Here is a 22,794-nt window from a genome sequence, read left to right as displayed (position 1 = left end):
GCGTGTGGTGATATATTGAGGGTGGATACACACTAACCTGCCATATATTGATTACGTCCAGCAAAGGGGATAAAGCCATATGCCGAGCAAAGAAAGTGTTGCTATCAAAGAACTGCTGACCGCAGAGGGATTTCATCATAAATGGGAAAATGCCGGAACGATTCGGCAATATATCGAAACATTGCCTCCATATCCTACGTTATCAGAGGAACAGGAAGGATTTGAAACCCGCTGTTTCCAAAGCGGATCGGGCGTAAGCATGAATTATTATGTATCGCATGGCTCTAAGGAACAGGGAACCGTTGTTTATTTGCACGGCGGAGCTTATATCGAAGAGATTTTGGCGCCCCATTTCGCTTTTGCTAAACAGTGGACGAAGCGAACTGGATTCAGCGTAATTATACCCAATTATCCTACCGTCCCAGCTATGGATGCCAAGAAGCTGACGGGGCTCATGCGCGAATTTTACAAGTACATCTGCACCCAATTGTGGAGTCCGGTATTTCTAATGGGCGATTCGGCGGGTGGCGCGCTGGCTCTCGATATGGCCCAGTCGGTCAAGGGAACTCTGTTTGCACCAAAGGGGTTAATACTGCTCTCGCCATGGGTGGATGCAGCCACGGACAATCCGCAGATTGCCGCGCTCGGTATACCGCAGCGCGACGTCTTTCTCCAGCCGGTCGGGCTCGGTGAGGTCGGAAGGATGTATGCAGGAAGCCTTTCGATGGACGACCCGTCTGTCAGTCCTTTGTTTGGCGAGATGAGAAGCCTTCCCCGCACGGTCATTCTCGTCGGAACCGATGATTCCCTGCTGCCGGACACTCGCCTTCTGCGCGATAAACTGGTCCGAGAAGGCGTTGATACCGAGTATTGGGAGTACGAGAATATGATGCATGTGTGGCCTCTGTTTCCGATGCCTGAAGCCGAAGAGGCACTGGAGCGGCTGCATCAATGGGTGGCGTGCGATGGAGGAGAGTCGTAATGGAGGGTGAGCGACCATCCAATTGGATGGTCAAACTGTGGCGAAATTGGATGGTGTGCATTAGCCGATTGTTCATTATAATGAGGCAGAAATGATATAAGAATGATGATTACTGTTGATCCTGATGCCTCAGGTTCTATAATAGATTGTATATAATGAATAATCGAATGGGGTTGTTTGTGGTTGGTTATGTATATTATCGTCATCGCGCTGGCTTTAATTGGAGGAGTTTCCACGCTTGTTGTAGGATTATCTCAGGAGAATAAGAAGGCAAACCCGAACTATGAGCGGAAAACAAAAACCAATCTCACGAAGCTGCTCATCATTTATCTTGTTTCGTTAATTGCGTTTATTGTGATATGGATGATTTTTAGATAACTGTAAAGGCCGTTTCCTGGAACGATGACCGGGGAGCGGCCTTTTGTTATTCAGATAAAGGACTCGGGGGTGTCCGATGATCATCTCGTGATAGGAGCATCTAAAGTTCAAACCGAGTACACACGATGTACAAGGATGAGTTCGGGGAGCTGTCACGCAGCATGATCACGTTATCGCAGAATCTGGATGAAGCCCTGAAGGAGCTTACCCGGGCGAATGCCAGGCTGCAGGAAGACGTGGAGGAGAAATTGAGATCCGAACAGCTCCGCAAAGAGCTGATCGCGAACATTTCCCACGAATTAAAGACCCCGCTGGGGATTGTCAAAGGATTTGCGGAAGGGCTGCAGGATGGGGTGGCGGACGATAAAAGAGAACGGTACCTTGCCTTCATCGTCAATGAAACGGATCGAATGAATGCGCTGATTATGGATATGCTGGAGCTTTCCAAATTCGAAGTGAGTGCTATAAGGCTGCAGCCCCGAAGTTTTTCGCTCACTGATCTTATCCAACAGGCGGCGGATTCGTTTACCCGGCAGTTGGAGGACAAACGTCTCCAGCTTAGCATCCACCAAGGTCAAGATGAAGAGGCCATCGTTCAGGCGGATTCGAGACGGATTGAACAGGTTATTCTCAATTTATTGAGCAATGCTATCCGGCATGCCGAGGAGAACAGCGTCGTTACCATAAGGTTACTGCGGATGTCTCCAGGGAAGGTCACCACGATCATTGAAAATGCCGGCAAGCCCATTTCGAAATCGGATATGGGGCGGATATGGGACCAATTCTACCGAGCCGAGCGTTCCCGGGATCGCAAATCCGGAGGTACCGGCCTTGGACTCGCGATTGTCAAACATATTCTGGTGCTTCATGAAAGCGACTATGGCGTGATGAATACGGATCGAGGCGTGGCCTTTTATTTTACATTGAACGAAAGCAGAGGGGAAAATCATGAATAACAACAAATATATCTATCTTATTTCAACCCTGCTCGTGCTGCTTCTGACCAGCGCGTGCGGCGGACCATCGGACACGAAGTCTCCGGAAACCCAAGCTGGCTCGACGGTTGATACGGATCAAGGTAACGTGGTCGATCCTGAAACGCCGGCTGCCAGTCAAGATGGGACCGGTGCTTCAGCGGATCCCGAATCGAACCAAGGAGACTCGGAAGCAACCAAAGATCCTGATCAGGAAAAACAAAACGAAATCCAGGATCCACCGGCGGAAGGGGATCAGCAGATCCTTATTGTGATCGATCAAACCCCCAAGCCGATTACGGGAAACAGCTTCGACTTTGGCGTGACTAAACTTCCGGAGGGTTACTCCTTGAGTGAAATGGAGTGGAAATCGGACAAAACCGAGATCAAGAGCACGTTTCAAGAAGCGATTGAACACGGGCAGACCGGGGAAGACGGATTTTATATCAGCGGAAACGGACAATTTTCCGGGTTTATCTATCCTGACGGGATGAAGGGCGAGGAGGGCCAGGTCTTGTTCCGTTTTATCGATGAGCAGGGACATGAGTTAACCTGGGAGAAAACATTGACTCTGAAATAGCGTGGAACAAGTAATACAGACAGAAGGGCGGCCGGATGCGGCCGCCTCTTCGTTTTTTCAATCGCTGAAAGGCACGATTTTCAGCATCACCCGCTGACATCTTTTATAATAGGAAAAGAATCATTCAGTAAGGAGTGAGGTTTTGGAGCTTTTTTTGAGAAAAAACAAATACGGCTTGATTGTGCTGGCGCCATTAATCGGAGGCTGGTTGTTTAATTCATTAATGGTTATGCTGCCCTTTTACGGTTTTTTGCTCTGGACGGTCAATATAGGATTCATGCTGTTCTTGTTCTGGGCCGGGCGGCAGTTCGCTCTGCTTCCGAGGAGTAAGATATACAGCTTCCTACTGGGTAACCTGGTCTGGCTGCCAGCCTTCCTGCTCTACATTTGGCAGTTCGTACTTGTGGACGAGGCCTCCAGGAACATGATGCTCGCCGGTCTGTCCCAATATTATGTGTTATTCATGATTATCATTGGAACCCAGGTTCATTTGATGTATTCTGGAGACATCAGCTCCACGGAGATCGTCATCATCGCTTATGTCCTGATGCTGGTTGTGTTCGCTGCAGGATTTGTATATCAATGGCTGAGAAGAAAACCATAGTATCTCTAATCAAAGGGGAGGTCTTAGGATTACATGGCATTGCGAATTGGAATCATAGGCACAGGCTGGTTTAGCAAAGTACATGCAGATATTTTGTCCAACATGGACGGAGTTAACGTTGCCGCCTTTGTTGGGACGAGTCAGGAGAAAGCGGAACAAGCGGTGCGGGGCTATGCCGGGGCCAAGGCGTACAGCAACGTTGAACAGATGCTGGATGCAACTAAGCCGGATGCGGTTTATATCTGCGTCCCGCCGTTTGCGCACGGAGAGATCGAAGCCCAGGTAGTGGAGCGGGGCATTCCTTTTTTGGTCGAGAAGCCGCTGGGCACGAACCTGGATACGCCAAGGCAAATTCTGCATGAGGTGAAGAAGGCCGGTTTGATTACGTCTGCAGGGTACCATTTCCGCTATACGGATGCAGCCATCAAGGCTGCCGAGCTGCTGGAAGGCCGGGAGATCGGGATGGCGCTTGGCTACTGGATGGGAGACATGCCGCAGGTGTACTGGTGGAGACAGCAGGAAGGCTCGGGAGGGCAATTCATCGAGCAAACCACCCATATAGTTGACCTGCTTCGCTGCCTGCTGGGTGAAGCGGATGAAGTGTATGCGGCTTTTGCCCATCGAGCGATGAAGGATATTCATGAGGGGGTGACGGTGCACGACGTAGGTACCGCGACGCTGAAATTAAAATCCGGCGCCGTGGCAACGATCTCCAATACCTGCATGCTGCCGGAGTCGGATCGGGCCGGCTTGGATATTTATACGGAGCAGGGGGTCATCGGCATTCAATCTGATAAACTCATCGTTAAGGAAAAAGGAAGAATGACGGAATACCGCAATGCGGCTAACCCGTATCTTCGGGAGAACGAAGTGTTCATCCACGCGGTTCGCACCGGGGATGCCTCCGGAATCTTATCCTCATACGAGGATGCGTTTAAAACCATGAAAATTACCTTTGCTGCTTTGCAGTCGGCCGAAACGGGGGTCCCAGTGAAGATCGGGGAATGATCATATCCCGTTAGAACCCCAAGATGTCCCAGAAGACCATCAGGTCTTCCGGGGGCATCTTTTTTTCGTTTCAAAGAGAACCGTGCATGAATCGCGCCTGCCTTAACCAAGGGAATTCTCGCAGGAATATAGGTGTTTCCCTAATAGGAACCGATCAAGAAGGCACCCATAATAAAGCTATACGAAGGACGGCACATTGATTCCCCAATCATTGTCATTCAAGCAGAAGGAGTTGAACTGTCCTATGAAACGAAAGTCGGGGCTGAAGTTCTTCAAGAGGATGGAAAGCTATTCTGACAATTGGTCCGTTCTGGAGGAGAAAAGCAGGGAATGGGAAGATATGTACCGCAAGCGCTGGTCGCATGACAAAGTGGTACGGACGACGCATGGCGTGAACTGCACAGGCTCCTGCAGCTGGAAGGTTTTTGTGAAGAACGGGATCATCACTTGGGAAAACCAGCAGATTGATTATCCCTCCTGCGGGCCGGATATGCCGGAATTCGAACCGCGCGGCTGCCCGCGCGGAGCTTCATTTTCCTGGTATGAATACAGTCCGCTGCGGGTGAAATACCCTTATATGCGCGGCCGGCTATGGCATATGTGGCAAGAGGCCTTAAGCCAACACAGCGATCCGATCGCCGCTTGGGCCAGCATCGTCGAAGATCCGGAGAAATCCAAGTCCTATAAACAAGCACGGGGGAAAGGCGGTCATGTCCGTGTGTCCTGGCAGGAGGCCACGAAGCTGATCGCCGCCCAGTTAATCTATACGATCCGTAAATACGGCCCGGACCGCATTGCCGGGTTTACGCCCATTCCGGCCATGTCGATGATCAGTTATGCTTCAGGGGCCAGATTTATTTCCCTGCTTGGGGGAGAAATGCTCAGCTTCTATGACTGGTATGCGGACTTGCCGCCGGCATCTCCACAAATCTGGGGAGAGCAGACCGACGTGCCGGAGTCCAGCGATTGGTACAATGCCGGTTACCTTATCATGTGGGGCTCGAACGTGCCGTTAACGCGGACGCCGGACGCCCACTTCATGACAGAGGTGCGGTACAAAGGCACGAAGGTCGTGTCGGTCGCGCCGGACTATGCCGAGAACGTTAAGTTCGCCGACAACTGGCTGGCTCCGAATCCCGGAACCGATGCGGCCATTGCACAGGCCATGACGCATGTCATCTTGAAAGAATTCTATCATGACCGTCAGGAACCGATGTTCCTGAATTATGCGAAACAATATACGGATATGCCTTTCCTGATTCTATTGGATGAGTTTGAGGGGGGATACAAGGCAGGACGCTTCCTCCGGGCAAGCGATCTGGGAGATACCACGCAGCATGCCGAGTGGAAGCCGGTGATTATCGACGAGAATACCAATGAAATCACGGTTCCGAACGGCACGATGGGGCAGCGCTGGGAGCAGGACAAGAAATGGAACCTGATCCTGGAGCGCGAGGACGGCTCGGTCATTGCGCCGGCGCTATCCGTGGAGCCTCAGGGTGGAGAGCGACAGACGATTTCCTTCCCGTTCTTCGATAACAACGCCAACGGCACTTTCGAACGCCATATTCCGGCGAAGACCATTCAGCTGGCGGACGGGACGCAGCGTCTGGTGGTAACGGTATACGATCTGATGCTGAGCCAGTATGGCATTGGACAGGCAGACAGCGGGCTGGATGCAGACGGGTACAAGGATGCGGACTCCTTCTATACCCCGGCCTGGCAGGAGAAAATCACCGGTGTGAAGCCATCCATCGTGGTTCAGATTGCCCGGGAGTTTGCGCAGAATTCGCTGGAAACCGGCGGTCGCTCGATGATCATCATGGGCGCCGGGATTAACCACTGGTTTAACAGTGACACGATCTACCGTTCCATTTTGAATCTGGTCATTCTAACGGCGTCCCAAGGCGTAAACGGCGGTGGCTGGGCGCATTACGTCGGCCAGGAGAAATGCCGACCGATCGAGGGCTGGTCCACGGTCGCCTTCGCCAAAGACTGGCAGGGACCGCCGCGTCAGCAAAACGCGACATCGTTCTTTTATTTTGCGACTGACCAATGGAAGTACGAAGAAATGGGAGCCGATTCTCTGAAATCGCCAACGGGCGGGGAGATCCGTTACCAGCATCCGGCGGATTACAATGTGCTTGCCGCGAGACTTGGATGGCTTCCATCTTACCCGCAGTTCAACAAAAACAGCCTGAAGTTTGCGGAGGAAGCAGCGCAGCAGGGGAAAACCACCCATGAGGAAATTGTGAAGCATACGCTTGCGCAAATGATCTCTGGAGAGACCCGGTTTGCGGCAGAGGATCCGGATGCGCCGGAAAACTATCCGCGTTCGTTGTTCGTTTGGCGCTCGAACCTGATCTCGAGCTCTGCCAAGGGTCAGGAATATTTCATGAAGCATTTATTGGGCGCTTCGGACAGCCTGCTCTCGACGCCGAATGAAGAGGATAAGCCGGAGGAAATGGTCTGGCGCGATAACGTGGAAGGCAAGCTGGATCTGCTTGTTGCCTTGGACTTCCGGATGACATCAACTCCGATGTACGCAGATGTCGTCCTTCCTGCAGCAACCTGGTATGAGAAAACGGACTTGTCTTCAACCGATATGCATCCTTTTGTGCATCCGTTTAACCCGGCAGTCGATCCTCTCTGGGAATCACGGTCGGACTGGGATATATACAGAACGATTGCCGAAGTCTTCTCCGACATGGCGAAGACTCATCTGCCGGGAATATATAAGGATCTGGTCACCACACCGCTCTCTCATGACTCCATTAGCGAGATTGCCCAGCCATACGGTGAAGTGAAGGATTGGCGCAAGGGCGAGATCGAAGCGATTCCGGGCAAAACGATGCTTAATCTGACGGTGGTTGAGCGGGACTATACGAAAATTCACGACAAATATATTACGCTCGGTCCGAACCTGGCTACAGGCAAAGTCGGAGCGCACGGCGTCAGCTTCTCGGTCGCCGAAGAGTATGAAGAGCTGAAGCGTTTGAACGGAACTTATTACGATGACACCATCAAGAATGGCCTGCCCAAACTCCATACGGCAAGAAATGCGGCGGACGCCATTTTGAATCTGTCTTCGGCCACGAATGGCAAAGTATCGCAGCGAGCCTGGGAATCGGCGGAGCAGGACACCGGCGTGCAGCTGAAAGACATTTCCGCGGACCGCGCCGCAGAGCGCATCACGTTCCAGAGCATCACGGCCCAGCCGCGGGAAGTTATTCCGACGCCGGTATTCAGCGGATCGAACAAAATGGGAAGAAGATACTCCCCGTTCACAACGAATATTGAACGGCTCGTACCTTTCCGCACGCTGACCGGCAGACAGCATTTTTATATCGATCACGAAATTTTCCTGCAGTTCGGAGAGGCGCTGCCGGTGTATAAACCGACGCTTCCGCCCATGGTATTCGGACCGCGCGACAAGCAGATTACCGGGGGGAAGGATACACTCGTGCTCCGATATCTGACGCCGCATGGCAAATGGAACATTCACAGCACCTATCAGGATAATCTGCACATGCTGACGCTGTTCCGCGGTGGCCCGACGGTATGGATTAACAACGATGACGCAGCGGCTCATGACATTCAGGACAACGATTGGCTGGAAGTCTACAACCGCAACGGCGTTGTCACCGCCCGCGCCGTCGTCAGCCACCGGATGCCGAAAGGCACGATGTACATGTATCACGCGCAGGATAAACACATCAACGTGCCGGGCTCGGAAATTACGAAGGACCGCGGAGGCAGCCACAACGCGCCGACGAGAATACATGTGAAGCCGACCCAGATGGTCGGGGGCTATGCACAGCTCAGCTATGGATTTAACTACTACGGACCGATCGGCAACCAGCGGGATGTGTACGTGGCTGTCCGCAAAATGAAAGAGGTGGATTGGCTTGAAGATTAAGGCACAAGTCGCCATGGTCATGAATCTGGATAAATGCATCGGCTGCCATACGTGCAGTGTCACCTGCAAGAGCACCTGGACGAACCGTCCGGGTGCGGAATACATGTGGTTTAACAACGTGGAAACGAAGCCGGGCGTAGGCTATCCGATCCGCTGGGAAGACCAGGAGAAGTACAAGGGAGGCTGGACGCTGAAAAAGGGCAAGCTGCAGCTGAAATCCGGCAGTAAGCTGTCCAAAATCGCGCTCGGCAAAATCTTTTACAATCCGGATATGCCGGAAATGAAAGATTACTATGAGCCGTGGACCTATAACTATGAGCATCTAACCAATGCCGGGGAGAAGAAGCATCAGCCGGTGGCCCGTCCGAAATCGGCTGTAACCGGCGAGACGATGAATCTGGAATGGGGTCCGAACTGGGAAGACGATCTGGCGGGAGCCCATGTGACCGGCCCAAAAGATCCGAATATCGAAAAGATCGAGGAAGAAATCAAGTTCAACTTTGAGCAGGCGTTCATGATGTATTTGCCCCGCCTGTGCGAGCACTGCCTGAACCCGAGCTGCGTAGCGTCCTGTCCTTCCGGAGCCATGTACAAGCGGGATGAAGACGGCATCGTATTGGTGGACCAGGAAGCCTGCCGCGGCTGGCGGTACTGCATGACGGGCTGCCCGTACAAAAAGGTGTATTTTAACTGGAAAACGAACAAGGCAGAGAAATGCACCTTCTGTTTTCCGAGAATTGAAGCCGGGCTGCCTACGGTATGCTCCGAAACCTGTACAGGACGTATCCGGTACTTGGGCGTGCTGCTGTACGATGCCGACAAGGTACAGGAGGCAGCCTCCACGCCGGATGAGAAGGATCTCTATCAAGCTCAGTGCGATCTGTTCCTGGATCCGCATGATCCGGCTGTGATCGAGCAGGCGCGCAAGGACGGATTAACCGAAGAATGGATCGAAGCTGCCCAAAACTCGCCCGTATATAAACTGGCCATTGAATACAAGCTGGCCTTTCCGCTCCATCCGGAGTACCGGACGCTGCCGATGGTTTGGTACGTGCCGCCGCTCAGTCCGATCATGAACTATTTTGAAGGCAGGGATTCGATTGAGAACCCGGACATGATTTTCCCGGCAATCGAGGAGATGCGTACACCGATCCAGTATCTCGCGAATCTGCTCACGGCAGGGGATACGGTGACGGTGAAGGAAGCTCTGCAAAAAATGGCCATGATGCGTTCTTACATGCGTGCGCAATCGTCGGAGACTGCGTTTGATGAGACACGGCTAGCACGGGTTGGCTTGACCGCCTATCAAATGAATCAGATGTACCGGCTGCTTGCCATCGCTAAATACGATGACCGATTTGTTGTTCCGACTTCGCATAAAGAAAGCCATATGGATGTTTACCGTTCACAGGGTTCCGAAGGCTTTAGCGCAAGCTGCGGCGGCTGCGGACCGGAAGGTTTGCAGGGCAAAACGGGCAAAGAGCTGTACGAAGAAAACTTCTACGGAGGGATCTGGCGTGATTAATCTCGGAAAGCTGCATGATTATAAACATGTTTTCGGCTTTTTCGCTCAGCAGCTCACGTATCCGGAAAAGCTGGACTTCCATCCGTCGGTCATGGAGGAGTCGCTTGGCTCCGCAGACCCGGCCTATGAATCCATCAGAACGTACTGGACGACCATGCATGAATACAGCATGGAACAGATTGAAGAGCTCTACGTCCAGACCTTCGACTTTCAGGCAAAATCTACGTTGTATATGACCTATTATAAATTTGAGGATGGCAGGGAACGTGGCCAGATGCTCGCCAGACTTAAAGAGACGTATGAGATGTTTGGCCTCGGCATCGAGGGCTCGGAATTATCGGATTATCTTCCCCTGATGTGTGAATTTTTGTATGCAGCGAATTGGCAGGGGCGTGAAAAGGAAGCGGCGGAGAGCCTGGGTTTGATGATGGCTGTAATGGAAGACGGCACCTATCATCTGCTGAAAGCTTTGGAGAAGTATAAGAGTCCGTATCGTTATCTCATTCAAGGTCTGCGAGAGACGTTCAAAGCGTGTGTCCATCGGGAGGCGGCAGCTCATGAGCATGATTAATCAGTTTCTGTGGGTCATTTTTCCCTACATCTGCCTTGCCGTGTTTATTGTCGGTCATATCTACCGATACCGTACGGACCAGTTTAACTGGACGGCAAAATCCAGCGAATTTATCGAGAAGAAGCATCTCAAACTGGGCAGTCTCATGTTTCATCTAGGCATCATTCCGGTTATCGGGGGGCACGTCGCAGGTCTAGCTATCCCTCAATCCTGGATGGAGTCGCTGGGCGTCAGTGATCATATGTACCATATCGGGGCGGTGTATATCGGGAGCGCATTTGGCTTTCTAACGCTGGCAGGCATGGTATTGTTAACCGCCAGGCGGTTCACCATTCGAAATGTCCGAAAACTCAGCTCCGCATCCGATATGATGGTTAATGTCCTCCTGCTGTTTATCGTATTTATGGGGATGTACAGCACGCTGGTCACGAACGCGGTGCAGCCGGAGTTCAATTATCGGGAAACGGTCTCCGTGTGGTTCCGTGGGTTGTTTATGCTCCGTCCGGATGCTTCATTGATGGTGAATGTGCCGCTATCGTTTAAAATTCACATTCTGGCGGGATTTGGCATTTTCGGCTTATGGCCGTTTACCCGATTGGTGCATGTGTGGAGTGTTCCGTTGAATTATGTGGGTAGAAGATATATCCTGTATAGAAAGCACCGTAAATTTGAATCGTAGAGCGGAAGAAGGCTTTTTGGCCTTCTTTTCTACGTCAGAGGAGTAATGGAAATGAAGAATCAGCCGATCTTTAACTACCAAAGTGAAATGGATAAGCTTCGTGCCCGGTTTCAATTCGATTTCGTGTCCATGGCATTGGTGCAGCCGGCTGAAGACCGATTTGTATTGACCTGGCAGTATGCCTCGGGAAATATAAACGAGAGGTATAAGCGCATCGTTTTACATTCCGGCAAAGGCATCGCCGGCATGGTGTTTAAGACCGGAAAACCGATGCTGATTCAAAACGTGAATGCTGATATTGAATCAAGGGACTTGTATAATTACCCGATTATCGTTGCCGAGCAGTTGAAAAGCCTTGGTGCAGTACCGCTGTGGGAAGGCTCTCGCGTCAGGGGTGTTTTGCTTGTGGGATATCGCAAGGAAAACGTGCTGGATCCAATGTCCTTTGAGACGTTTCAGGAAGGAATAGGAACGGAATTTGGTGCTTTTTATGCCAAGGAGGTATCACAGCCTTGATTCAAATGACGGATGAGCATTTAAGCGAATTGCTTAGAAACATGTATCATAATAGCATGGAGGCCATTTTTTTTATTGACGAAAAGGGCAGCGTGGTGGCTATGAATCCGGCCGCAAAGAACATCCTTGACATTGAAGTGATCGAGAGGATGCATTCTGGTGCGGATGGTTCCTTCTGCCAAACCTGCAAAGGGTACACCGATGAACAGGATCTCATAACCTGCTCCACATGCTATCTGGATTATCCGGATGGCGAGTTTTCGTCGTTCCAAGTCTATCTTAAGACACGGGGCGAAGGAATCGTTCCCTATGCGGCCAGTTACCATATCATCGATGAAGCTCGCGGCATCCGGGTGATGATGCTTCTCGACCTGACGAAGCAGCAGAAGACACAGGAAATGCTGCAGCGGACGAATATGCTGAAATATGTCATCAAGGCACAGGAGGACGAGCGCAAGCGGATATCCCGCGAACTGCATGATAGCGTGGCTCAAGAGCTCTTAAGCTCGCTGGTCGACCTGCGCGTCGTTAAATATATGAACGTGGGCGAGGATGTGCTCAAGAAACTGCACCAGACCGAGGTGTCTTTAACCAGGCTTCTGGATGATATCCGGCATTTATCCGTTGAACTCAGGCCGGCTTCATTAGATGATTTGGGGCTTGAGGCTGCCTTCCGCTCCCATTTTAAATGGATTGGAAAGAACTACGGAGTGCTTGTTGATTTTTCTGCGGAGTTAGCGGCAGCACGCTACGGCAGCGAGATTGAAACGGTTGTGTACCGGGTATGCCAGGAAGCGGTGCTGAATGCCATGAAATATTCAGGAACGGATGAGGTGCATGTACGCTTATGTGAAGTGAATGGCTACCTTCAGTTAACCGTCCGGGACCGTGGAGTCGGGTTTAACAGGGTCATTGATGAAGCTAAGGGAACCGGACTGGGACTGTACGGGATGCGCGAACGCGCAGAGCTTGTCGGTGGTCAGTTTATTTTGCTTTCCGCTCCCGGTGAGGGTACGACGATTCAGCTTAACATTCCGCTTACGAATAGTGACGACAAGCTGGAGGTGATGGGTACATGAAAATTGTGATTGCGGATGATCATGCCGTGGTTCGCAGCGGATTTTCCATGATTCTGAATTACCAGGAAGATATGGAGGTCGTCGCGACGGCGGCAGACGGCATGGAGGCTTACACCATGGTGGCGAAGCACCGGCCGAATGTGCTGTTGATGGATTTAAGCATGCCTCCCGGCGAAAGCGGACTGATTGCAACCGGCAAGATCAGCAGTGAATTTCCAGAGACGAAAATTCTGATTCTAACCATGTATGATGATGATGATTATCTGTTTCATGTATTAAAAAACGGGGCTTCAGGTTACGTACTCAAAAATGCGCCGGATGATGAATTAATCTCCGCCATCCGCATGGTGCATAAGGGAGGGACCTATATCCATCCCCAGATGGCTACTTCCCTGGTTCGGGAGTTTATTAAGAAAGATAGCGAGAGCGCGGACCAAGATCCGTTTAACAGTCTGTCCAAACGGGAGATTGAGATCTTGCCTCTGATCGCCAAGGGTTATGGCAATAAGGAAATCGCAGAAAAACTATTCGTATCGGTCAAGACGGTGGAAGCGCACAAGGCCAAAATTATGGAAAAGCTGAATTTGAAAAGCCGTCCGGAGTTAGTGGAATATGCATTGAAGAAAAAATTGCTGGATTTTTAGTCCTTACATATACAACAGGGCGCAATTAAGGGTCGTTGCTTTAAGGAATAGGGAAGTTCCCCGGGGAGATTCAGGGAACTTCCCTATTAGCATTGTGAATAGGTGCACGTACAATAGGAGCTGGGGATCAATATGCCATTCATTACGCTTTAGAAAAGGTGATGGAAATGATCAAAAAGCTGCAGCTTCCGCTGCAAACAATGAATCTGGTGCTTGGCTTTATGGTATGGGTTATCATCTCCGCGCTCCTGCCGTTTATTCGAGAGGACATCTCCATTTCGGCCGACCGACTCGCTATTCTGACGGCTATTCCGGTGGTGCTGGGTTCGGTCCTCCGGATTCCGCTTGGCTATTACGCCAATGTGGTGGGAGCACGAATTGTTTTTATCGCCAGCTTCATCCTGCTGCTGTTTCCGGTCTATTTTATCAGCTCGGCTTCCTCCTTTACGCATCTGGTCATCGGAGGTTTGTTCCTGGGGATCGGGGGGGCGGTGTTCTCGGTTGGCGTGACCTCATTGCCTAAATACTATGCGAAAGAGAAGCTGGGACTCGTGAATGGGATCTACGGGATGGGCAACATCGGTACTGCCATTACCACGTTTGCCGCACCGGTCATCGCGACTCAGATCGGATGGTCCAACACCGTCCAGCTGTATTTGATACTGCTGCTGATATTTGCCGTGCTAAATGCATTTTTAGGCGATCGCAAAGAAATAAAGGTAAAAACACCGGTAATGGAACAAATCAAGGGCGTGTATAAAAATGAAAAATTGTGGTTTTTCTCGCTTTTTTATTTTATTACATTCGGTTCGTTCGTGGCCTTTACAGTGTACTTGCCAAGCTTCCTGGTAACCCATTTTGAGCTTGCGAAGGTGGACGCCGGCATGCGGACGGCAGGGTTCATTTTGGTAGCCACTTTATTACGTCCCGTAGGCGGCTGGCTTGCGGATAAATTTAAACCGCTGTTCTTATTAATGGGCGTATTCATAGGGCTCACGGCTGCGGCCATCCTGTTGGCATTCTCTCCATCCATTGGCTTATATACGGCCGGATGCTTAACCATTGCCGTTGGTGCCGGTCTCGGAAACGGGGTTGTTTTCAAACTCGTGCCCCTTTACTTCAACAAGCAGGCCGGTATTGTAAACGGTATTGTGTCCATGATGGGCGGCCTTGGCGGATTCTTCCCGCCGCTGATGCTTTCCTTCATCCATTCGGCTACGGGGCAGTACTCCATTGGATTCATGGCCTTATCGCAGGTTGCGCTTGCCAGTTTCGTTATTGTGGTATGGATGTACTACCAGGACAAACTCACCGTACAATCGGAGGTGTTTAACTCCACCGGCCAGGGGATTCTGGTTACGGATCCGAACGGTAGGATCAATGCCGTCAATCCGGCATTCACGAAGTTAACCGGATATTCGGAGGAGGAAGTACTCGGCAAAAATCCGAGCGTATTAAAGTCCGGAAGACAATCACCGGCGTTTTATCAGGCGATGTGGTCTGAAATCAGGGAACACGGGAGCTGGCAGGGGGAGATTTGGAACCGCCGGAAAGACGGAGAAGAGTACTTGGAGCTGCTGACGATTAACGCGGTAAAGGACGAATCGGGTGACATCGTTCAGTATGTGGGTACCTTTAGCGATATTACTTATCATCCGCCTGGCCGTTGTTCGAATGGCTGAAGATATGAATCACGATGGGTATGAGTTGATGGATTGGAGAGGGAGAAACGCATGAAAAAGACGAGGATTGTCATCCCGCGGGAGCATGGTGGCTGGGCTATGGTCAGTGTACCCTATATCATAGGAATGGCGGCAGCCAAGCCGGCTCTGCTGCACCTTCCGCTATTTTTGGCGTGGTTAGGTTTATACATGGCGTCCTATCCGTTTCTGCAATCCTTAAAGAAGATGTCCCAACGTAAAACTTGGATATCCTGGGGGATCATTTATACCTTTATCGCCGTGGTTTTTCTGATTCCGGTGCTTGTCTTCAAACCGTCGATGCTCTGGTTTGCACCTGTGCTGCTCATCCTGATCATGGTGAACGTTTGGCATGTCCTTCAGAAAGCGGAGCGTGCGCTGTTAAATGATATTTGCGCAATTCTGCTGTTCTGTACCGGAGGTGCCGCTGCTTATATGCTGGGGGGCGGTGGTTTCGATCCGATGCTTGCCGCCGTCATTGTGTATAATTTCCTATATTTCACGGGCACCGTGTTCTTTGTCAAATCGGTATTCCGTGAGCGGAAAAACAGGCGCTGGACGATATACGCAAGAATATATCATGCCGTCATGTTGGTTCTGCCGATCATCTTCGGGAATCCGTGGATGTTTCTGCCATTCGTATTTCCGTTCATTAAGACGTTCCTGTATTCCGGAAAAGCAATGAAACCGATGAAGGTCGGAATCATCGAGATTGTAGGTTCCGTTCAGTTTTTATTGCTGTCCATGATGTTGATGTAGTCTGCCGTTTTCATAAAAATCGATTCCATCGTCCATTCTGTTATAATAAGTGGAGGCATACAGAAGGGAACGATGTTTATATGACATATACAGCGCAGCAGGTGGCTGAATGGATGGTGGAGGAAATCCGGTTTACGGGTAATTTGTATCAGACGGAGGCCATCCGCTATGTACGCGAGAACTTCGGGGAAGAGTTTGTTTTCGTTAACGAAAACGGTAATGCCTCACTGTCCAAGGACGTGAAGAAGGCATTCCGCAAACTGCATGGCGGTCGGATCGCTTGGGATCGTGACGGATTCATGTGGGCATGGACGTAGTCTTGCTTCGGAAAAATAATAAGGGCTGGAGCGGCTTGAGGGCCATCCTGCCTATTATAATGAGAACAGCTGCCTTGAAACCAGGGCAGCTGTTTTTCATTACGACTTATTTGATTCGGTGAACCGTGAATTGTCCGGTTGAAGCGTGCAGGGTCTTCGCAGCCTGCTCCGGGTCCAGCTGGCGATGCCGTTCTACCGCATAGCGGAACTCGTAGAAGCCGCCAAGCGTAGCCTTGAAGTTGGTTTCCCAGTAGTTGGTCAATATCCAGGCATACGTGGAAGGACGGCTGTCCGCAGGCTGCATGGTGTGGAGCTGCCGGGGCGCGTGCTCCAGCGTTCCCAGCTGTACGAGCGGCGTGTCTGTCATGGACAGGATGAGCGCTTCCCGTTCTTTAGCCGAGTGCCAGAATATCCCCTCTTGGACGCTGGTGTAATCCAGGCAGGATCCGGGAATCTGATCCTTCCATGGGCGGATATGACAGCCTGCTTTTTCTACATATAGCTCGGCTTCAGTGCCCATGGTGAATGGCAAAGCCACGTAAACATTTTCCGGCAGCCAGACGCTGTCTTTGTGGAAGCGGACGGACACCTCGACACGAGGCTGATTCGCATACATCTTGATGTGGAGGGCATAGTAGCTGAGCCCTTTCACGTCAAAGACCAGCTCCACCAGGGCAAATAGCGGCCCGTTGTCCAGAACGGTCGCTCGGGTCAGGCGCCCGGTGTCCCGCTGGACGTTGACGCCCTTCCGGTTGCGACCCATGCGGCGGCGGGTAGAGCACACCTCGGATGGATTATGCTCATCCTGAGCCGGCGTAACCTCGTACACGGGGGTGAATGGCCCGTGCTCGCGTACGCCGTCCAGCAGGTCTGCCGAGCGCGTCTTATCGATCCAGGCCGTAATGCCTTCGTTCATTTCCCATTCGATCCGGAAGGATTCGGATTCGATCGAACGCTTGCCCACCACGATCGGATAAGGAGTTATGGGCTGAGTCTGGATGTCTGCGATTCCTTCACACGCAATCGGTTCGGTGTTGCGCGCGGTCACCATATTCCCGAAAGCGGAGAGGGCATCTTGCGTTTCGTGCGGATGGATGTACAAGATCCGGGACTCATCCGGTTCAAGTGAGAGCTGCGCGACAAGCGCACCCGAATGTGCCAATTGGTACGGTAGAGGCTGCCCGGTCGTTTCGTCGATGAGCTCGAACTTTTTCTTCAAGATCACGTGTTCCCAACCATCCAGCGGGATGGTGACCTGCAGCGTCGCCGGTGCCGGTTCCGTGTTGATCACCTCGTACCGCAAGGGTCGATGGGGGGCAAGCAGCGCGCCATGACGGGCCACGAGCGCTTTGTCCAATGCCCGGTAAGCAAGTTTGCTGGCTTCCGCCGCATAGGCCTGCTTCCGTACCTCCAGCATTTGCACCTGCGGATGCCATGGCTCATACACGGAGGAATGATAGCCCCATGTATGCTCCGCGTACATGGTCAGCGCCTGTGAGGCATCCTCGATCTCGGCGAGGCTTGCCGCACCATGGGCCGGATCGAGCCGCTTGACTTTGCGAAGGGTACGCTGGGCATCCCGGTAAATCTGGGTATGCATCGCTGTTGAAGCCACCCCATCGGTCCACCAGTCCGGCCAATCCCCCCGGTGTACCGGAAGCTCGGACAGGTCCTCCTGTTTCAATGCCGCAAAAAATTCGGACAGCGTAGCCAGCTTGATGGTGATTCGGTCGCCGTATTGTTCATTCCATTTCGTCAACCACTCCGCGATATCCGCATTCGGGGATGCATTGTCCGTGCCCAGGCCGGAGACCATGACCGGAACGAAGGAATACGGGTAGGCTTCCTGCTCGAGATTCCATAAATACCGGTTAATCCGTAAAGCAGCGATGTCGTTGTGACGTTGTTCAGGCTCCATCAGGTTATGCTGAAGCTCGTCTTTGATGATGTATTTACCCAGTGCGTCCGGACAGAACCCGAGCTCGTTGCCGAACATATAATGCTCGCCGTTCCAAACAAGCAGTCTGCCGCCGTTCGGGCTTTCCCACCAGAACGGCGTTTGTTTGCGGCCCAACGGATACATGCCGTGATGCGTATGAATGCATGAAAATAGATGCTCGATGTTATTTTGCAGCAGGCTTTCCGCGTACCCCCAGCCGTACCCGTTAATGTCAGCGGTCATGGCGCTGTCGATCCGATGTCCGAAGGTCTCCGCGAACCTTTGCGCCTTGCCGTGGTTCCGCAGTAGGAGGTCGTAATCCGGGAGTTCGGTCATATTGAGATAGGTTCCGGACAGTTCGATATCGCCGCGTTTTACCGCTTGTTGAAAAGCTTCTTTTTCTGCCGGAGTTGCTGCTTCGAGAAATTTCTCTACGGCCCAAAAGGTTTCGCAAGTCCAGCGGAATGTTTTCCATTCCGGGCGATCTCCGCTGTTTGCGGCTTCCGCGATGCCTAGTGCCTGGCGGATAAAATCAACATGGTACTGCTCAATCCTCTCTTGGCGCTCGGTGTAGCCGATATCCGTGTGAGAATGATGAATGACATAAATCGTCCAGGGGCGGGCGGGTTCATGACCGCCTTGGGTGGATAGGTTCATATATTGGTGACCTCCTATAGATTAATTGGGAGCGGATGCATGATAATCCGTATCCTCGAATAGCTTCTCAATGCCGTTAAACACAGCCGCCGTCCCATCCGCGAGACCGTGAACCGGAACGGGGTACCTGCCTAAAGCCAGTTGGATATCTCTTTCCCATAAGGGCAAGCTGCCCGAGATTTGTCCGCCCAGCACCAGGCGGCTCGGTTTGAACTCGGATAGATAAGGCAGAAGCATCTCTCCCAGCTTGCTGCCGTATTCCCGGAATACATCCTGAGCTTGCGCGTTACCGCTCTTGGCTGCTTCAGCGAGGTCGGCTACGTCGATCCCGTCAGCCAGGAGCCCCCTCTCCGAAGCCATGTTCAGAATGCCCCTTCTCCCGAAATAGCTGTCCACGATGTGATCCCGGTAAGGCTCCGCAAACAGCATTCCGCTGCTTGGGATACCGTGCCTGCCGGCTACGATTTGACCATTCTCCACAAAGGCAGAGCCGAGGCCTGTACCGAGCGTAAGGCATAGGAGACGTTCCGAAGGGAACCGGATGGAGGCCCCAAGCCCGAACATGAAGGCGTCATTCCCGAACCGGATATCGGCGGCGGTCAGTCGATTCATCGTGACACCCGGGAAGAATGGCTTGAGTCTCTGAAATTCGAAGCGGAGCAGATCCCGAACCGACAGCTTGAACAGGGCTTCATATTTGCCGATGCCTTGAAGAAGCGCGATGCCTTTTGCGTAATCGAAGGGTCCTGGAAAAGCAAAGCCGATCCGAATGGAATCGTGATAATCCAACGGCCGGTAGGCCGAAGCGTAATAGGTGATCAGATCATGACAGGCTTGGGCGAAGCTGGCGATCGTATCGGCCGCAGCCCCTTGCGATTCCGAGGGCCGGGTTAGGAACGATCCGGGAACAAGCTGACCGTTCACGATAAGCGCTCCCTTCAAGGCGGTGCCGCCGGCATCCAGCGCGATGGTGATGGGGGCCGGGGTGGGCATGCCCCCAGGATCCGCCCCATCATTCCGCAACATGGAAACTCTCCGTTCCGGATGTCCGGGAAGGCGGAAGCAGCGGATGATTCCACTCGGGATTGACTCTGGCTGCAATCAAGGTGCATGGGGACCCGGACAGGTTCTCCAGACGGTATTCTCCCACACATGCCGGGACGATGTAGGATTCCGCGTAACCCCATTCAACGGCCGCACCTTCGTCCGCTGCCGGTACAAGGCGGACGCGTTCGCCATCCACGAGGTTGTACATGACGAATTCTCCTTGTGTGTCCGCATTCCATGTTTCATGCAGGGTCAGCCTGCTGACCTGGAACAGCAGATCATCCCGTTGGCCGAGCAGCTCCTCCGAACTGCTGCCTTGACGCCTAATGACGGTTGGCTGGGCGATAAGTCCGTCTTCTACCGCTGACGTATTCATGGCGTCATTGATATTGTGGCGTGCATGCTCAGGGTTCATCGGGCGTGGCTTGCCATCCGCGTCCAGCCGCAGATAATCGTAGATTTTGAACGTAAACCACCAGGTGGTTGAGGAGATTTCCAGCACCAGATTATCCCTGCCGGAGCAGTGGACTGTGCCCGGTGGAATGAGGTAGAGATCCCCGGTTTGGGAGTAGTACTCGTTAACGTAGTCGGAAAGCTCAAGCGGCTCTTCCCGAAGTTGGGCGTCTTCCACTGCTTCAAGCAGCCGTCCGCCGCTTATTCCTTCCTTCAGCCCGAGATATACCTTGGCTCCCGGGGCATTCCGCATGATGTAGTACGACTCTTGCTGTGTCATATGTTCGTTGAACCGCGACTCGGCATATTCTTGCAGCGGATGCACCTGCAGCGACAGTTCGCCGCCCTGCATCGTATCCAGATAATCAAACCGGATCGGGAAGTAATCGCCGAATAGCCGGGCATTCCGCTCTCCCATGATCTCTTGGGGAGCCGATTCCATTAATAACGTGAACGGAACCTCAAGGGTGATATCCTGCACGCGCAGCAGAAGTGTATTCTCGGGAGCGATGGGTTCAAAGCTCCAAGCACAGTTCGGCCATTCGTCGGGAAGACCGCACAATTCCTTAAGGTATTGACCGCCCCATATCCCCGGAGCAAAAAACGGCTTGACCCGAAACGGCTGCCGACTAGCTTTATGCAGTACGTTCACCAAGTCTGCTGTCGGCAGCCACACCGGCTCTTCCGGACGATTGAAGTCCATATAGTAAGCTTTGTTATCCGAGTGTTCGGAATGGGTATAATGGGCTAACCAGTTGCTACGGTAAGTCTCCCAGACGGGCCATTCGAGAAATAAACAATTCTTGTAAGTCTCAACCTTATCGTTGGAGCTGCCCAAGCCAAAGCCGCCCATATGCTGGGCATGGCGCCGCTGCTGATTTTCGCGGGAATAATCGGCGTAGAAGCGAAGGTCGGGGGTCTGGCCTTCAAGCAGCGAAGCACCGGGTCCGTGCAGTACGTATATGCCTTGCATTGCGTCAAATTCAAGCGCGCTTTTTTTCAAGGCAGGCCGTGCGTCCTGTTGAAAATACTGAATGGGGCGGACATCGGTTGCTTTATAGCCGAATGCCCGATTATCAGTCAGATAAGGAGCCATCTCGGCCCGGAGCTCGGCTTCGGGTTTGACGTAATTGGACGTGGAATCGCATGAGAAGGCGATCCCTTCTTGCTCACAGGTTTGCTGAAGCTTGCCCAGCAGTTTATCGAAACCGACGCCGTGCGTTCCGTCAAGCGTAATGAAGATACTGCGCTTTTCTTGTACTAGATGCTGGGATTTTTGTTTGTAGGTCGACATGATAAGTGAGCACCATGAGTCGATCCCATTCTTCATAAATAGGGGTTGGTTGCGAAAGTCCAAGTGGTTGATTGGGTGTGATTGAAAGGCCGTTGCAGGTTTCATGGATTGATGGATCCTCCCTTCCGGAATGTCTGTTACGACTTCATTGTAGAAGGCAAGGGAGGATCCGTCTTTATAAAAAGAGGAAGTGTTTTTGTACGATCAGGACATCGGCCCCTAAGCGCTAAAGCTCGGAGTCGTAACGTCCTTCCGAAAACTGCGATCGCCGGAAGCGGGCCGGGGTTACGCCAAGCTTGGACGTAAACACCCGGGTGAAGTAGTGCACGGACTCGAATCCGCAAGAGACGGCAATCTCTTTGATCTGCCGGTCTGTATTCAGAAGCAGGTGTTTAGCCTGCTGCACGCGCTGCTCCTGCACATAATGAACAAAGGATTGATGTCCGTATTTACGGAACAGCCGGGTCAAATGACGGGTCGTAACGTGAAGATGGCCAGCCACCCGCTCCAGTGAGAGCGGCTCGCCCAGATTATCCTTGATAAACAATTCGGCTTGATGAAACATCGACGCCCCTTCTTCGTTTGCTCCAACTTCGGAAGGTTCTTGGTAGAAACCGGGGCCGTGCGCAGCCAGAATCGATAATAGGAGCGAAATAGCCATGCTGTTCAGCATATGCGGCGGGTGCTGCTTACCGCCAGAGCCCGAATGAAACACCGATAACAGCGAAAGCCACAAGAGTCCGGGCGCTTGCCCGGCACCTTCCTGAAGCACCGGAATGCCTTGGCTGGCTAACCTTCGGAAAGCAGCCGTATGGAGATCGTTGTTTGCCGATTCATCCAGTTCAAAGGCAACATAACATAAAGCCAAGCCTTCCCTGCTCTTAATTTGGTGCTGGACGCCCGGCCTGGAGAGAAACAGGGTGCCTGGATGAAGATGGAATTCTGTCTCGTTTTCGATATACGAGCCGCAGCCTGTCAACACGTAACAAGCTTCAAAAAATGAATGCTTATGCTCCGTATTGTCGAAGTGGCGCGGCATAAATCCCCAGTAGTGGATCCGGACGTTCAGTTCCTGCTGTTTAATACGGTTCAAGGTTCGGTTTAATATGGAATTGGCCCGTTTAAATAAGGGGATGAAAGCATCGTCATCGATGTGCATGGGAGATGGT

The 22,794-nt window shown here is 52.2% G+C and carries 20 protein-coding genes; 16 read left to right on the top strand and 4 right to left on the bottom strand.

Translation table 11 applies throughout. The features are described from left to right. Positions 1-79 precede the first annotated feature (79 nt). The 16 genes from PLA01S_RS09675 to PLA01S_RS09600 all read left to right on the top strand — a co-directional run bounded on the left by PLA01S_RS09675 (position 80) and on the right by PLA01S_RS09600 (position 16,235). Positions 80-982: an alpha/beta hydrolase fold domain-containing protein gene (locus tag PLA01S_RS09675; protein ID WP_127591821.1), complete on the top strand. Its 903-nt coding sequence runs from the start codon at positions 80-82 to the stop codon at positions 980-982. Between the two features lie 189 nt (positions 983-1,171). Then, complete coding sequence (locus PLA01S_RS09670; protein WP_127592212.1) at positions 1,172-1,360, top strand: hypothetical protein; 189 nt, start codon at positions 1,172-1,174, stop codon at positions 1,358-1,360. A 125-nt stretch (positions 1,361-1,485) separates the two neighbouring features. Then, entirely contained in the window at positions 1,486-2,316 is an 831-nt protein-coding gene (locus tag PLA01S_RS09665; RefSeq protein ID WP_127591819.1) for a sensor histidine kinase, read from the top strand. Beyond that, positions 2,309-2,914, top strand: a complete 606-nt coding sequence (locus tag PLA01S_RS09660; RefSeq protein WP_127591818.1) for a hypothetical protein — start codon at positions 2,309-2,311, stop codon at positions 2,912-2,914. The genes PLA01S_RS09665 and PLA01S_RS09660 overlap by 8 nt, the downstream gene beginning before the upstream one ends. A 154-nt stretch (positions 2,915-3,068) precedes the next feature. Continuing rightward, positions 3,069-3,518, top strand: coding sequence for a hypothetical protein (locus PLA01S_RS09655; protein ID WP_127591816.1), 450 nt, complete (start codon positions 3,069-3,071; stop codon positions 3,516-3,518). A gap of 33 nt (positions 3,519-3,551) precedes the next feature. After that, a complete protein-coding gene (locus tag PLA01S_RS09650) occupies positions 3,552-4,526 on the top strand; it encodes a Gfo/Idh/MocA family protein (RefSeq protein WP_127591814.1) in 975 nt (324 codons plus the stop codon). Positions 4,527-4,770: 244 nt separating this feature from the next. Beyond that, entirely contained in the window at positions 4,771-8,445 is a 3,675-nt protein-coding gene (locus tag PLA01S_RS09645; RefSeq protein WP_127591812.1) for a nitrate reductase subunit alpha, read from the top strand. Next, entirely contained in the window at positions 8,435-9,970 is a 1,536-nt protein-coding gene (gene narH, locus PLA01S_RS09640) for a nitrate reductase subunit beta (RefSeq protein WP_127591810.1), read from the top strand. Before PLA01S_RS09645 ends, narH begins: the two co-directional genes overlap by 11 nt. Further along, positions 9,963-10,541 (top strand): nitrate reductase molybdenum cofactor assembly chaperone, encoded by a 579-nt coding sequence (narJ, locus tag PLA01S_RS09635; protein WP_127591808.1) that lies wholly within the window; start codon positions 9,963-9,965, stop codon positions 10,539-10,541. The genes narH and narJ overlap by 8 nt, the downstream gene beginning before the upstream one ends. Then, positions 10,528-11,220, top strand: coding sequence for a respiratory nitrate reductase subunit gamma (gene narI / locus PLA01S_RS09630; RefSeq protein ID WP_100536131.1), 693 nt, complete (start codon positions 10,528-10,530; stop codon positions 11,218-11,220). Before narJ ends, narI begins: the two co-directional genes overlap by 14 nt. 51 nt (positions 11,221-11,271) lie before the next feature. Next, positions 11,272-11,736, top strand: a complete 465-nt coding sequence (locus PLA01S_RS09625) for a GAF domain-containing protein (protein WP_076320773.1) — start codon at positions 11,272-11,274, stop codon at positions 11,734-11,736. Next, positions 11,733-12,815, top strand: a complete 1,083-nt coding sequence (locus PLA01S_RS09620; RefSeq protein WP_127591807.1) for a sensor histidine kinase — start codon at positions 11,733-11,735, stop codon at positions 12,813-12,815. Before PLA01S_RS09625 ends, PLA01S_RS09620 begins: the two co-directional genes overlap by 4 nt. Beyond that, positions 12,812-13,459, top strand: a complete 648-nt coding sequence (locus PLA01S_RS09615) for a response regulator transcription factor (RefSeq protein WP_127591806.1) — start codon at positions 12,812-12,814, stop codon at positions 13,457-13,459. Before PLA01S_RS09620 ends, PLA01S_RS09615 begins: the two co-directional genes overlap by 4 nt. 167 nt (positions 13,460-13,626) lie before the next feature. Next, positions 13,627-15,141 carry a nitrate/nitrite transporter gene (locus PLA01S_RS09610; protein WP_127591805.1) on the top strand — a complete coding sequence of 505 codons (1,515 nt, stop codon included), beginning with the start codon at positions 13,627-13,629 and terminating at the stop codon, positions 15,139-15,141. A 51-nt stretch (positions 15,142-15,192) separates the two neighbouring features. Next, positions 15,193-15,918, top strand: coding sequence for a YwiC-like family protein (locus PLA01S_RS09605; protein WP_127591804.1), 726 nt, complete (start codon positions 15,193-15,195; stop codon positions 15,916-15,918). An 80-nt stretch (positions 15,919-15,998) separates the two neighbouring features. Continuing rightward, positions 15,999-16,235 (top strand): DUF6953 family protein, encoded by a 237-nt coding sequence (locus PLA01S_RS09600; protein ID WP_041621962.1) that lies wholly within the window; start codon positions 15,999-16,001, stop codon positions 16,233-16,235. Between the two features lie 106 nt (positions 16,236-16,341). On the opposite strand, the gene PLA01S_RS09595 is transcribed toward PLA01S_RS09600, so the two are convergent. From PLA01S_RS09595 to PLA01S_RS09580, 4 genes are all read right to left on the bottom strand, one after another. Next, a complete protein-coding gene (locus PLA01S_RS09595) occupies positions 16,342-18,831 on the bottom strand; it encodes a glycoside hydrolase family 38 N-terminal domain-containing protein (RefSeq protein ID WP_127591803.1) in 2,490 nt (829 codons plus the stop codon). Positions 18,832-18,852: 21 nt separating this feature from the next. Continuing rightward, on the bottom strand, positions 18,853-19,857 hold the full coding sequence (locus tag PLA01S_RS09590) for an ROK family protein (protein ID WP_127591802.1): 1,005 nt from the start codon (positions 19,855-19,857) through the stop codon (positions 18,853-18,855). Next, positions 19,844-21,625, bottom strand: a complete 1,782-nt coding sequence (locus PLA01S_RS09585; RefSeq protein ID WP_246059407.1) for a class I mannose-6-phosphate isomerase — start codon at positions 21,623-21,625, stop codon at positions 19,844-19,846. Before PLA01S_RS09585 ends, PLA01S_RS09590 begins: the two co-directional genes overlap by 14 nt. 226 nt (positions 21,626-21,851) lie before the next feature. Beyond that, positions 21,852-22,784: an AraC family transcriptional regulator gene (locus tag PLA01S_RS09580; protein WP_127591800.1), complete on the bottom strand. Its 933-nt coding sequence runs from the start codon at positions 22,782-22,784 to the stop codon at positions 21,852-21,854. Positions 22,785-22,794 lie beyond the last annotated feature (10 nt).

The sequence above is a fragment of the Paenibacillus lautus NBRC 15380 genome (assembly GCF_004000945.1).
GTDB lineage: Bacteria > Bacillota > Bacilli > Paenibacillales > Paenibacillaceae > Paenibacillus_AQ > Paenibacillus_AQ lautus.
This window is presented reverse-complemented; position numbering and strand designations above follow the sequence as displayed.